Source organism: Nocardioides oleivorans, from assembly GCF_004137255.1.
Lineage (GTDB): Bacteria > Actinomycetota > Actinomycetes > Propionibacteriales > Nocardioidaceae > Nocardioides > Nocardioides oleivorans.
This window is the reverse complement of record NZ_SDWT01000001.1, coordinates 3,286,495-3,298,636: the sequence shown is the minus strand read 5'-3', so window position 1 is coordinate 3,298,636 and position 12,142 is coordinate 3,286,495. Positions and strand designations below refer to the sequence as shown.

At 72.4% G+C, this 12,142-nt stretch carries 14 protein-coding genes; 6 read left to right on the top strand and 8 right to left on the bottom strand.

Annotated features, from left to right (window positions below):
- Positions 1–390: 390 nt before the first annotated feature.
- Together EUA93_RS15775 and EUA93_RS15770 are read right to left on the bottom strand one after the other, a co-directional pair.
- Positions 391–1,008 carry a hypothetical protein gene (locus tag EUA93_RS15775; RefSeq protein WP_129401000.1) on the bottom strand — a complete coding sequence of 206 codons (618 nt, stop codon included), beginning with the start codon at positions 1,006–1,008 and terminating at the stop codon, positions 391–393.
- Positions 1,005–1,631: an FMN-binding negative transcriptional regulator gene (locus EUA93_RS15770; RefSeq protein ID WP_242497403.1), complete on the bottom strand. Its 627-nt coding sequence runs from the start codon at positions 1,629–1,631 to the stop codon at positions 1,005–1,007. The genes EUA93_RS15775 and EUA93_RS15770 overlap by 4 nt, the downstream gene beginning before the upstream one ends.
- Positions 1,632–1,691: 60 nt before the next feature.
- Here EUA93_RS15770 and EUA93_RS15765 point away from each other — a divergent pair, with 60 nt between their 5' ends.
- The 4 genes from EUA93_RS15765 to EUA93_RS15750 all read left to right on the top strand — a co-directional run bounded on the left by EUA93_RS15765 (position 1,692) and on the right by EUA93_RS15750 (position 7,165).
- A complete protein-coding gene (locus tag EUA93_RS15765; RefSeq protein ID WP_129400998.1) occupies positions 1,692–3,218 on the top strand; it encodes an ATP-dependent DNA ligase in 1,527 nt (508 codons plus the stop codon).
- Positions 3,219–3,387: 169 nt separating this feature from the next.
- Complete coding sequence (locus tag EUA93_RS15760; protein WP_129400997.1) at positions 3,388–5,553, top strand: hypothetical protein; 2,166 nt, start codon at positions 3,388–3,390, stop codon at positions 5,551–5,553.
- A complete protein-coding gene (locus EUA93_RS15755) occupies positions 5,550–6,425 on the top strand; it encodes a hypothetical protein (protein ID WP_129400996.1) in 876 nt (291 codons plus the stop codon). Before EUA93_RS15760 ends, EUA93_RS15755 begins: the two co-directional genes overlap by 4 nt.
- Before the next feature lie 35 nt (positions 6,426–6,460).
- A complete protein-coding gene (locus EUA93_RS15750) occupies positions 6,461–7,165 on the top strand; it encodes a TetR/AcrR family transcriptional regulator (protein WP_129400995.1) in 705 nt (234 codons plus the stop codon).
- 19 nt (positions 7,166–7,184) lie between these two features.
- On the opposite strand, the gene EUA93_RS15745 is transcribed toward EUA93_RS15750, so the two are convergent.
- The 3 genes from EUA93_RS15745 to efp are packed head-to-tail and all read right to left on the bottom strand — an operon-like array spanning position 7,185 to position 9,047.
- The gene (locus tag EUA93_RS15745) at positions 7,185–8,006 is read right to left on the bottom strand and encodes a DUF1206 domain-containing protein (protein WP_129400994.1); all 822 of its coding nucleotides are present in this window, start codon (positions 8,004–8,006) and stop codon (positions 7,185–7,187) included.
- 60 nt (positions 8,007–8,066) lie between these two features.
- Complete coding sequence (gene nusB, locus EUA93_RS15740; protein WP_129400993.1) at positions 8,067–8,477, bottom strand: transcription antitermination factor NusB; 411 nt, start codon at positions 8,475–8,477, stop codon at positions 8,067–8,069.
- A gap of 6 nt (positions 8,478–8,483) precedes the next feature.
- The gene (gene efp / locus EUA93_RS15735) at positions 8,484–9,047 is read right to left on the bottom strand and encodes an elongation factor P (RefSeq protein WP_129400992.1); all 564 of its coding nucleotides are present in this window, start codon (positions 9,045–9,047) and stop codon (positions 8,484–8,486) included.
- A 212-nt stretch (positions 9,048–9,259) separates the two neighbouring features.
- Between efp and EUA93_RS15730 the strand changes: the two genes are divergently transcribed.
- Positions 9,260–9,910 (top strand): SDR family oxidoreductase, encoded by a 651-nt coding sequence (locus tag EUA93_RS15730; RefSeq protein ID WP_129400991.1) that lies wholly within the window; start codon positions 9,260–9,262, stop codon positions 9,908–9,910.
- Positions 9,911–10,033: 123 nt separating this feature from the next.
- On the opposite strand, the gene EUA93_RS15725 is transcribed toward EUA93_RS15730, so the two are convergent.
- Together EUA93_RS15725 and EUA93_RS15720 are read right to left on the bottom strand one after the other, a co-directional pair.
- Positions 10,034–10,234, bottom strand: coding sequence for a hypothetical protein (locus EUA93_RS15725; RefSeq protein WP_129400990.1), 201 nt, complete (start codon positions 10,232–10,234; stop codon positions 10,034–10,036).
- Between the two features lie 67 nt (positions 10,235–10,301).
- Positions 10,302–10,577, bottom strand: a complete 276-nt coding sequence (locus EUA93_RS15720) for a hypothetical protein (protein WP_129400989.1) — start codon at positions 10,575–10,577, stop codon at positions 10,302–10,304.
- Between the two features lie 187 nt (positions 10,578–10,764).
- Between EUA93_RS15720 and EUA93_RS15715 the strand changes: the two genes are divergently transcribed.
- Positions 10,765–11,301, top strand: coding sequence for a GNAT family N-acetyltransferase (locus EUA93_RS15715; RefSeq protein WP_129400988.1), 537 nt, complete (start codon positions 10,765–10,767; stop codon positions 11,299–11,301).
- On the opposite strand, the gene EUA93_RS15710 is transcribed toward EUA93_RS15715, so the two are convergent.
- The gene (locus EUA93_RS15710) at positions 11,298–12,137 is read right to left on the bottom strand and encodes a PhzF family phenazine biosynthesis protein (RefSeq protein WP_129400987.1); all 840 of its coding nucleotides are present in this window, start codon (positions 12,135–12,137) and stop codon (positions 11,298–11,300) included. The two genes, EUA93_RS15715 and EUA93_RS15710, sit on opposite strands and share 4 nt — an antisense overlap.
- Between the last annotated feature and the right edge of the window lie 5 nt (positions 12,138–12,142).

Below are 12,142 nucleotides of genomic sequence, written 5' to 3'. Positions count from 1 at the left end.
GCACCGTGACCAGCGGCGACGAGTGGGCGTCGACGCCGGGCGCGCGCCATGACGCGGCCTGGCTCTCGGAACGCTCAGAGGGGGCGGCACTCACAGGACACGGACCTCTCCACGCCTTCGGGGCGCGGTCGACGACAAGGAACGGGGTCTGTGTCTGAGGTGTGTACGGCCGGAGATCGGCTAGCTGGAGGACCCGAGCACGCTGGCTCGAAACTGCCTCCGACCCTAGCCGCGGGCACCGACAGTCGGGTTTCGAGACGGTCGCTGCGCGACCTCCTCAACCAACGGCGGCCGGGCCGGGGTTTCGACACGCTCGCTGGCGCTCGCTGCTCAACCAGCGGCGGCTGGGAGGGTCCGGTGCCCGACAACGCCCGACCGAGGCGCGTGACGCTACGCCGGGCGCTCGATGGTCGTCACCACGCTCGTGACGGACGGCCGGCGCGGGGTCGAGGAGAAGCCGAACTGGCAGGGCGGGTCGACGGGGGCGAGCTCGCCGAGCGACGCGCCCCGCCACGAGCCGGAGATCGCCGTGACCGCGGACATCGAGGTGGCGCCGTACCACTCCCGACGGTCACCACCGGCGGTCCCGCGGGTCCGCACCCCGCGCATCACGACACGCGCGACCGGGTCGATCGCACCGCACCAGGCGGGCGACGTCGCGACGCGGGCCGGTACGAGGCCGAGGGCCGCGCCCAGCGGCGTACGGCCGCCGACCTCCAGGCGGAGCGAGAGCGACGGGGTCGACACCTGCCAGCCCGACGACGTGTCGGTGACGGAGACCGGCTCGATCACCTCGGAGTCGAAGGAGTAGGTCGACGACACGAACTCGCGCACCCGCTCGGTCGGCGCGAGCAGCACGCGGTGGCCAGAGGCGTCCTCGACCATCACGTCGGCGAAGGCGCCCCAGGGCGATGAGTCCCAGCGGCCGACGACGATCCGGACGCCGGACGTGCTGCCGACGCCGGCGATGCGACCGGTGAAGCGCTCGCGGACCCGGCCGGTCGTCACGAGATCACCAGGGAGGACGGGTCGCGCCCGTCGTCGGCCAGCCCGGACGCGACACCGGACCGGTCCTCGTCCGAACGGTTCTGGCTGAGCTTGGCCTTCGCCTCGACCGACTCGACCAGGAGCGAGACGCCGACGATCGGGCGCAGGTTCTTCTCGATGTAGTCGGCCGGCGCGTCGGAGACCGCCCACGGCTCGTCGCGAGGGGACTCGTGGCGGTCGGTCAGCCGCGTCACCAGCCCCCGCACCCACCCGGCGTCGTCGTGGACGCAGACGCGGCCGCGCAGGTGCACGACGGAGTAGTTCCACGTGGGCACGACCTTGCCGTGCTCGGCCTTGGTGGCATACCAGGACGGGGAGATGTACGCATCGGGTCCCGTCACGATCGCCAATGCGGGCGAGCCGTCGACGATGCGCCGCCAGTGCGCGTTGGCGCGGGCCAGGTGGCCGACGAGCCGGTCGTCCTCCCACAGCACCGGGAGGAACGTCGCGTCCGGTACGCCGTCCTCCCCCACCGTCACCAGCTGGGCCGTCGCCACCGACTCGACGAAGGGGCGGACGGCGTCGGGATCCATCACGTTGAAGCGCGGAACGTAGAGGGAGGCGGCTGCCGAGGTGTTGCTCACGTGGCCCATCCTGCCCGTTCGGGGGCGGCGGCTGTCGGTGCAGGGCGGCAGGATGGGGTCATGCTGCTCGCCGAGCTCGTCGCGACCTCCGAGGAGGTCGCCGCCACACGGTCCCGCAAGGCCAAGGTCGCCCTGCTCGCGGACCTGCTCGGCCGCGTCGAGCCCGCCGAGCTCGACGTCGTCGTGTCCTACCTCGGCGGTGCGCTGCGCCAACGGCGTACGGGCCTGGGCTGGCGTGGCGTCAGCGACCTCCCAGCGCCCGCCGACGAGCCGGCGCTCGACGTCCTCGAGGTCCACGAGGCCTTCGAGGCGATGTCGCGGCTGTCGGGCGCCGGCTCGCAGGGCGCGCGCAAGAACGCGGTCGACGACCTCTTCGGGCGCGCCACCGAGGCCGAGCAGGGGTGGCTGCGCGCGGTCGTCACCGGCAACCTGCGGCAGGGCGCGCTCGACGCGGTGACCCAGGAGGCGGTCGCCGTGGTGGCCGACGTGCCCGTGGCTGCCGTACGACGCGCAGCGATGCTCGCGGGCTCCACGGTCGCGGCCGCCGGGGCGGCGTTCGCGGGTGAGGAGGCGCTCGCCGGGATCGGGCTCGAGGTCGGGCGGCCGATCATGCCGATGCTCGCCTCCAGCGCGCCCGACGTGGCGTCGGCGATGGCCGGCCTGTCGTCCGACGGCACGACGGAGGTCGCGGTCGACGCCAAGCTCGACGGCATCCGGATCCAGGTCCACCGCGACGGCGACGACGTGCTGGTCGTGACCCGCTCCCTCGACGACATCACCGGCCGCCTCCCGGAGGTCGTGGAGGTCGCCCGATCGCTGCCCGCCGAGCGGTTCGTCCTCGACGGCGAGGCGCTCGCCCTGTCCGACGACGGCCGGCCGATGGCCTTCCAGGACACCGCGAGCCGCACCGCCCAGGACGCCGGAGTCGCGATCACGCCCCACTTCTTCGACCTGCTCCACGTCGACGGCCGCGACCTGCTCGACTCCCCCGGGCACGAGCGGCTCGCGGCGCTCGACGCGCTCGTCCCCGAGCAGCACCGGGTGCACCGTCTCGTCACCTCCGACGCCGCGGCCGCGGACGCGTTCGCGACCGAGACCGTCGCCGCCGGCCACGAGGGTGTCGTGCTCAAGGACCTGGCCGCGCCCTACGCCGCCGGCCGCCGCGGCGCGGCATGGGTCAAGGTGAAGCCGGTCCACACCCTCGACCTCGTCGTCCTCGCCGTGGAGTGGGGCTCCGGCCGCCGGGAGGGCTGGCTCTCCAACATCCACCTCGGCGCCCGCGACGAGTCGTCCGCGACCGGCTACGTGATGCTCGGCAAGACCTTCAAGGGGATGACCGACGAGATCCTCGCCTGGCAGACCGAGCGCTTCACCGATCTGGCGACGTCACCCGTCGACCGCAGCTCCTACGTCGTGCACGTGCGTCCGGAGCAGGTCGTCGAGATCGCCTTCGACGGACTCCAGCGCTCGACCCGCTATCCCGGCGGCGTCGCTCTGAGGTTCGCCCGGGTGATCCGCTACCGCGACGACAAGTCGGCAGCCGAGGCCGACACGATCGAGGCCGTGCGCGACCACCTCGCCGGATGAGGAACGGGAGCGCGACCGCCCACCCCTGAGGAGGGACGTCAGGCTCTGAACCTTCAGGAGGACCTCAAGGATCTGCCGAAGGCCAGCGCACGCAACGCCGCCCACCTACTCTCGCCGAGGCTCGTCCGGTCAGTGGAGACACGGGCGCGCCGGACAGCAGAGGACGAAGATGCAGCTCGGCAGGCTCGGACAGGGACTGGCAGTCAGCGCGGTCAGCGCGCTCGTGATCACGGGACTCGGGGCCACGGTCCCGGCCAACGCCGCGGACGGCGCCGGCGTCCGGCTGCTGAGCGTGCAGGACGGCATCGCGTCCGTCCGGCTCGACGCCGACGCGCCGTTCGGCCGCACCGTGACCCTCACCGCGGAGCGGCTGGACCTGGGCGCGACGATCGGCTTCGAGTACAACACCGATCCCGCGGCCGGCAACGACAGTGCCGGCTGGACCCAGGTCGAGGAGGGCCTGGGCTTCAGCTCCCAGTCCGGGGCCTATGCCATCGCGGAGTGGGATGCTTCCAGCGTGGTCGGCTCCACCGTGGCGGTGCGCGCGGTGGCGACCGTGGCTGCCACCGACACGACGCCCGCCACCACGACGTACTCCACGCGGAACAACGTGGTCGTCACCGGCGACGACTCGCCCGTCGAAGCCGTCTCGCTCGGCCTCGGCACCTTCTCGCCGTTCCCCGTGTCCACCTCGAACGGCTCCTTCTTCGCCCAGCCCTACGCGGATTCCGGCAAGGACAGGGATCTCCTGACGGTGACCGGCACGACGTCCGCGACCGACGGAACCGTCGAGCTGTCGGCGTGGAACCCCCAGGCCGGCAGCTTCGTCGGCACCATCGCCGCCGCGGTGAGCCCGGCCTCGCTGAAGGTGTCAGGCGGCCCCTCCACGACCCCCGTCTTCGTCGACGGCGGTGCGTTCAGGGGCGTCCTGGACATCACCCCGTTCGACGCTGGCGCCGGGGACGTCGTGGCCGTGCGCGCCGAACGGGACTCCGACGCCGTCGCACCCGTGCAGCTCCGCGCCCAGGCCATCGCGCAGATCGTCTCCAGCTTCTCCCCCGGCCGCGACGGCGCCGTCCTCACGCTCACGGTTCGTGACCAGTCCGCCTACCCGGTGCCCGGCGCGGAGGTGCGTCGTTCCTCCGACGACACCGTCGTCGGCTACACCGACTCCTCGGGCCAGGTCAGCGACACCGTGCCCTACGAGTCGGTCTCCCCCGGCTACTACGTGAACACCACCGACAACGACCCGTTCGACCCCGATGTCGACCGCCAGACGGGCGAGATCACGACTCCGGCCTACGAGGCCGTCGCGACCAGCATCGAGCCGGTCTTCGCGGACGGCACCGTCTTCGACGACCGCGAGTACGCCGACGGCGACATCGCTCTGCAGGTCCTCGACCAGTTCGGCAGGCCCTGGTCCGGCGAGCAGGAGGTGAGCCTCGACTACGAGGTCCACCCGAGCGATGACGCTGCGCTCGAGCGCGAAACGGTCGTCGTCGACGCCGACGGCAGGGCTGTCGTGGACTTCGACCCGGCCGGTCAGGACGGCGAGTACACCCTGGCGTTCGGCTTCACGCGGCGTGAGGAGCAGCTCGACCGCTCCACGACCTTCACCGCCGGTGACGCGGTGCTCGGCCTCACGCCCCTCGCGGGCACGGGGACGTCAGGCGGCCAGATCACCTACGACGGCTCGCTCACCGTCGGGGGCAAGCCGCTGCCCGGCCGCGCGATCGACCTGGCCTACACCCCCGGCGTCGAGCAGGCCCCCGGGACTTCCGCGGACGCCGCGCTGGTCCTCGACGGCCAGCGTGCCCTGGGCGGAGCCACCACCACGGCTGCCAACGGCACCTTCGCCGTGACCGTCGCTGACGTCGTCGAGACCGGCAACCCCGCCGAGACCGGCGGCACGCTGGAGGTGACCGCGCGTGGGCTCGGAGACGTGCTCGACGCCACCGCCGACTTCGCCGCCGGACCGGCAGGTGTCACCCCGACACCCACCCCGACGCCCACCCCGACCCCGACGCCGACGCCGACGGCCACCCCGGGCAAGTCGGTGATCGAGCTGAGGCTCACCGGGTCGGACGCGAGGAACGGCTCCGACAAGCTGCGCGTCCGCGGCCCACGGACGGCTGCTGGGGCCCGGGTCCGGATCCACGTCCGGACCGCAGGCGGGTTCTGGCGCGTCCTCAGGGGTGTCGACCTCGACGAGAAGGGTCGCGCCTCGCTCACCGTGGACGACCTCAACGGCGAGAAGGTGACCCGCTACCGCGTGCGCCTCGTCCCGAACCCCACCTTCAAGGCCTTCACCTCGAAGGTGCTCCGGCTCAGGTGAGCACCGCCCGCATCCAACCGATGCCGACGGCCGAGCTGGAGGCCTGGCGGACGGCCAGGCCCCTGCCCGAGACGTCCGAGGGTGCGCACCAGGAGGCCGTCACGCTGACGGTCGACGAGGTGCAGGTCGGTGGCGCGCTCCTGGAGCACGCCACCGACGCGGGCCGACCGCGCTGCACGGTGCGGGTGCTGCAGACGACCCTCCCCGCCGACGCCGGCGCCCACTGGTCCACCCTGATCGCAGCCCTCGAGGCCTACGTGCGCGCCCGGGGTGCGACCGTGCTGACCACCGCCGTGGCGCCGGAGCTGGCGCGCGTCTTCGGCGAGGCCGGCTTCCGGGCGACGATGACGACCATCGGCAAGCGGCTCGACCCGGGGTCGGCGCCGGAGCTGCAGGAGGACCGCCGGGTCGCCGTACGCCCGATGAGTGCGGACGAGCGCGTGCAGTTCGTCGCCGAGGTCGGCGCGCAGCTGCGCGCCGGCATGGCGCGAGCCGGGGTCGCCGACCCCGAGACCTCGCGGCTCGACGAGCTGGAGGCGCGCCTCGGCCGACTGACCGAGGACCCCCCGCCCGCGGACGAGCTGCTGATGACGGGCACGGTCGACGGCGTGGCGGTCGGCCGTGCCTGGGCGACGCTGGTCGAGCGCGACGGCACCCTTGACTTCTTCGGCAACACGATCGACCTGTTCCCCGAGCACCGCGGCCAGCGGCTCACGCCGTCCTTCCTGGGCGCGCTGCGTCGTCACGTCCACGAGATCGGCGTCCGCGACGTGCACCTGCGTGTCTACGGCCACGACGCCGGCGCTCGTCAGACCTACCTCGACAACGGCGCCGGCATCGCCGACGTCCACCTGCGCAAGGACCTGGTCTAGGCGTTCCACGGCGCAGTCTCCCTAGACTGGCCGCCATGAGCACCGAGCCGTCGCCCACGACCGGTCGCGCCCGCGGAGGCACGGCGGCCGCCCGACGGCGGCTCCGCGAGGCCGAGATCATCTCCGCGACCCGACGGCTCTTCGACGAGCGCGGCGTCCGCGACGCGCAGATCGAGGACATCGCCCGGGCCGTCGGGATCAACCGGGCGATCATCTACCGCCACTTCACCGGCAAGGAGGAGCTCTTCAGCCTCACTCTGGTGCAGTACCTCGACGAGCTCCGGGTCGCCCTGTCCGAGGCGGCCCGGACCACCGACGAACCGGCCCTCCAGCTGGAGCGGCTCGTCGAGGCGTTCGTCGACTACGGCCTGGCGCACCCCGCGTTCGTCGACTGCGCCCAGTCGATCATGCGTCGACCCGGGGACAACCTGCTCGAGGAGGTGAGCGAGAGCGCGATGTACCGCCTCGGGCAGGCCATCAGCGGCTGCCTGTCGGTGCTCACGCACACGATCGAGTCCGGCGTCGAGAAGGGCGAGTTCCACGTCGAGGACCCCGGCCTGCTCGCCAACATGCTCTACGCCAGCGGGCTCGGCACCCTCCAGCTCGGCCGCGTGGCGATGCTGGTCTCCGAGGAGGCTCCCGGCGTCCCGCGGATCAGCCGGATCACCGGCGAGCAGGTGCGTGACCACATGGTCACGTCGGCACTGGCGGTCGCCGGCGGCGTACCGACCCGGCGCTGAGCCACCCGCGACGGAGCCCTCAGCGCGAGAGGTGCTTGGCCCGCGCGAAGCAGAACACGCCGTAGCCGGCGATGCCGATGCCAATCGCGATGAGCAGCACCTGCCCGAAGGGGACGTCGAGCACGCGCTGGAGCGCCTGGTCGAGGCCGCCCGACTTCTTGGCCTCGTGGGTGATGCCGGCGTAGAGGAACAGCCCACCGACGAGGGCGATCGCGACGCCCTTGGCGATGTAGCCAACCTTCCCGGCCAGGACGTAGGCGGACCCGTCCTTGCCGGCCTGCCCCTGCGCGTCGAGGTGCTCGCGGAACTTCTCGGTCCAACCGCGGTAGACGAGGGATCCTCCGTAGCCGATGGTCCCGAGCCCGACGAGGACGACGATCACCTGGCCCCCGGGCAGGTCCATCAGCTTGGCGGTGGTCGAGTCGGTGCCGCCGCCCGAACCGCTGCCGGTGGCCGTCTGCACGGCGCTCCAGCCGAGCGCGCCGTAGATGACCGCCTTGGCGAGCGAGCTGCCGCGCTTGAGCCAGCGCTTCTTGTCGTCGCTCTCCTCCGGGTAGCCGAGGGCGGCCTCGAGCAGCCGCCACAGCACGAGCAGGAACATGCCGACGGCGATCAGCCAGACGAGCACGCCGCCCATGGGCTGCTCGGCGAGGTAGTGCAGCGCGCCGGCGTTCGACGCCTGGTCCTGCTTCTCCCCGAGCGCGAGCTGGATGGCCAGCCAGGCGACCAGGAGGTGCACGACGCCGTACGCCACCAGGCCGGCGCGGATCGCGTGGTCGAGCCAGTCACTGTCGTGAGCCTGCTCGGCCTTCTTCTCCGCAGTCCTGCCGGCATCAGTCATGCAGCCAACCTAGGCCGAAGTGGCGTCCGCGGGCGAGCCGGGTGACCCGTCGGGGTGGGGTCAGACGAGCGAGGCGCGGTCGCGCTGGATGGAGCCGAGCAGCCCGTTGACGAAGGCCGGCGAGTCGTCGGTGGACAGGTCCTGCACCAGGTGCAGCGCCTCGCTCACCGCGACGGTCTCCGGGACGTCGGAGTCGCCCCACAGCAGCTCGTAGACGCCGATGCGGAGCACGTTGCGGTCGACCGCGGGCATCCGGCTGAGCGTCCAGCCCTTGCTGTAGGTGGTGAGCACCTCGTCGATGCGCTCCTGGTGCTCGACCACGCCGCGCACCAGCGTGCCGGTGTAGTCGTTGGTCGGGCCCTCACCCGCCTCGATGGCGCGGTCGAGCGCGACGACGGGGTCCTCGGAGCGGAGCTCGGAGGCGAACAGGATGTCCAGCGCGCGCTTGCGCGCCTTCGAACGGGCAGCCACCTGGCGTCAGGCCTTGACGCGGCCGAGGTAGGACGAGTCGCGGGTGTCGACCTTGAGTTTCTCGCCGGTGGTGATGAAGAGCGGCACCTGGATGGTGTGCCCGGTCTCGAGGGTGGCGGGCTTGGTGCCACCGGTGGAGCGGTCGCCCTGCAGGCCCGGCTCGGTCTCGGCGACGAGGAGCTCGACGGAGGCGGGGAGCTCGATGAAGAGCACGCGGCCGTCGTTGGTGGCGACGATCGCCTCCTGGTTCTCCAGCATGAAGTTCTTCGCGTCGCCCACGACCTCCGGGGAGACCTCGAGCTGCTCGTAGGTGCTGGTGTCCATGAAGACGTAGGACGTGCCGTCGTTGTAGAGGTACTGCATGGTGCGCTTGTCGACGTTGGCCGTCTCGACCTTGGTGCCGGCGTTGAAGGTCTTGTCGACGTTCTTGCCCGACTCGACGTTGCGGAGCTTGGTGCGCACGAAGGCCGGACCCTTGCCGGGCTTGACGTGCTGGAACTCGACGACGGCCCAGAGCTGACCCTCGATGCGCAGGACCATGCCGTTCTTGAGGTCGTTGGTGCTTGCCATGTGTCGCTGCCCGCCTTCGTCGCTGTTCGTGATGTCAAAGAATGTGGCGGGGCTCGTGGGCCCGGCGCCGACAGATGAGTCTAGTCGCGCGTGACGAGAGCCATGAAATGCTCGGCCTGTGCCTCGTGGTCGGCGACGTACTCGTTGCGGACCTCCGTCCCACCCATGGTCACCGCGTGGGTCGAGGACTGCACCGGGCTACGGTGGCACACATGCGAGTCACCATTTTCGGCGGACACGGCAAGATCGCGCTCATCCTGGCTCCGATGCTGGTCGAGGCGGGGCACGAGGTCACCTCCGTGATCCGCAATCCCGACCACGTCGGCGACATCGAGGCGACCGGCGCGACCGCGCTGGTGTCCTCGGTCGAGGACGCCGATGCGGACGGCCTCCGGGCGCTGCTCGAGGGCCAGGAGGCCGTCGTCTGGTCCGCGGGCGCCGGTGGTGGCGACCCGGAGCGCACCTACGCCGTGGACCGCGACGCCGCGATCCGCTCGATGGACGCGGCGGCCGCCGCGGGAGTCGGGCGCTACGTGATGGTGTCGTTCTCCGGCGCCTCCGACGACGCGCTGGTGCCCGAGGACAACCCGTTCCGGCACTACCAGGACGCGAAGATCGCCGCCGACGAGCACCTGCGCACGACCGAGCTGCAGTGGACGATCCTCGGCCCGGGCACGCTGACCCTCGAGCCGGGGACCGGCTCGGTCAACCCGGAGGCGGGCTTCAACGACGGCGACACCACCTCGCGCGAGCTCGTCGCCCAGGTCGCGCTCGCGGTCCTCGACGACCCCCGGTCGCTGCGCCAGACGCTCGTCTTCGGCGACGGCGACGTCCCGATCGACGCCTGGCTCGACACCCTCTGACCCTGGCTGACCCTGGTCCGGACGCCAAAGGCCGGACGGCCGAACAGTCGCGGGGCCGGCTGACCACGGTGGTTGCCCCGCGACTGCTCGACATCTCCGGTCACCCCACGTGACCGGCAACCCTCACCAGGCGGGCCTGCGCGACCTCGCCCTGGCGAGGGAGCTCGAGAGGGAGTGCACGAGCGCGTCGTGGCGCCAGGCCCGGACGGCGGCCAGCTTGCTGCGGCACCGGCGGCAGCGGGACCGGGCCGTGCAGCACGTCGCACGCTGCACCTGGGCCTCGAGCTCGTCGGCGTGCGTGCTCCGGACGAGCGTGCGCGGCACGGCTGCCTCCTCCGGCGGGCCGGACGCCCGGGCTCCAGCCGGGACAGCGTCGGGGCGGGCCACGGCGCTACCGGTCCGCCCGGAGCCGGTCGGCGACCATGCGCAGGTCGCTCCAGTCCGTGACGGCCAGCCGGGCGGACGAGACGAGTCGTGCGAGGTCTCCGCCGGCCACGCACCAGAGGTCGTCGACGAGCTGCGCGGGCGGGAGGACCTCGCCGTAGGCGTCGTGCCACGCGAGCTCGAGCAGCTCGATGACGTCGAGCGCGGCCTCCGCGTGGGCGCCGTACTCGAGCGCGGCGCGCCCCCGTGCGGCCGCACGCCGATCGGCCCTGCTGATGCTCATGACCGAGGTCGGCACCCGGCTTCCGCTGCCAGCCCCCACTGCACCGTCGCGCACCATCATCGCGCTGCCCTCCTCATGACCCGTCTCGTCGATCCGACGCCCTGTCAGCGTCCGGTCCGAGTCTCGTCGCCACCGGGCCCGCGCCACATCCGTAGTCCTACCGATCTCTGTCCCTAGGCTTGTCCGCATGACCGTGACCGTCCGCCGTGCCCACCAGGACGACGCCGATGGCCTGTCGCGGCTCGCAGCGCTGACCTTCCCGCTCGCCTGCACGCCGGAGACGTCCGAGGAGTTCCTCGCGACCCACATCGCCACCCGGCTCGACCCGGCCACCTTCCGCCGACAGCTCGCGCACCCCGCACACGTCGTGCTGCTGGCCGAGCCGGCGCCCAGCAAGGACCCGATCGGCTACACGATGCTGATCGGCGGCGAGCCGGACGACCCCGACGTGCAGGACGCGATCACGCTGCGGCCGACCATCGCGCTGGAGCGGTTCTACGTGCACCCCGACCACCACGGCTCCGGGGTCGCGGCGCAGCTGATGTCGGCCACGCTCGAGGCGGCCCGGGCGAGCAGCGCCCGAGGCGCCTGGCTCGGCGTCAGCGAGGAGAACGGCCGGGCCAACGCGTTCTACGCACGGCACGGCTTCGAGGTCGTCGGCACCAAGCGGTTCCACATCGGCGACGCGTGGGAGGACGACAACGTCCGCGAGCGGGCGCTCTAGAGGTCGACCTCGCCGGCGATGCGGGTGACCGCGTCGCCGGAGACCCACACGCGGTCACCGTCGGCCTCGATCCGCACCCGGCCCTCGCGGCCGATCGCGCTCCCCTGCCGGGAGGTGTACGACGACGGCAGCGCGCCGGTGCCGACCAGCCACTGGGCGAGCCCGGCGTTGGCGCTGCCGGTGACGGGGTCCTCGGCGAAGTCACGTCCGTCGGCGAAGAACGCCCTCACCTCGACGTCCGCGTCCAGCTCGGCGGCCCTCGCCGCCTTGTGGCGCCCCACGACGGTCACCTTGAGGTCGGTGAAGGCCGCGATGTCGGGCACGACGTCGAGCACGGCCCGGGCGGTCCCGAGGTCGACGCCGACCCAGCCGGGACCGTTGTCGATCCAGGCCATGTCGTCGACCTCCGCGTCACCGATCCCGAGCGCGTGGACGATCCGCGCCCGCAGCTCCGCCTCGACGGGCCCGGACCGACGCAGTGGGGGTGCGGAGAAGCCGAGCCGCGGCGAGCGGCGTACGTCGACGAGCCCCGCACCGCACTCCTGCACGACCACGTCTCCCTGCGGGACTCCCCCGGCCTCCAGCCACGCGTGCGCGCTGCCGATCGTCGGGTGGCCGGCGAACGGGAGCTCGCCGGCCGTCGTCCAGATCCGGACGCGGTAGTCGGCCGCGGGGTCGGTGGGTGCGCAGAGGAACGTGGTCTCCGAGAGGTTGGTCCACCTCGCGAAGTGCGCCATCTGATCGTCGGTGACGCCGTCGGCGTCGTGGACCACCGCGAGCGGGTTGCCGAGCCAGGGCTCGGAGCTGAAGACGTCGACCTGGCGGAACGGCAGCATCCCGC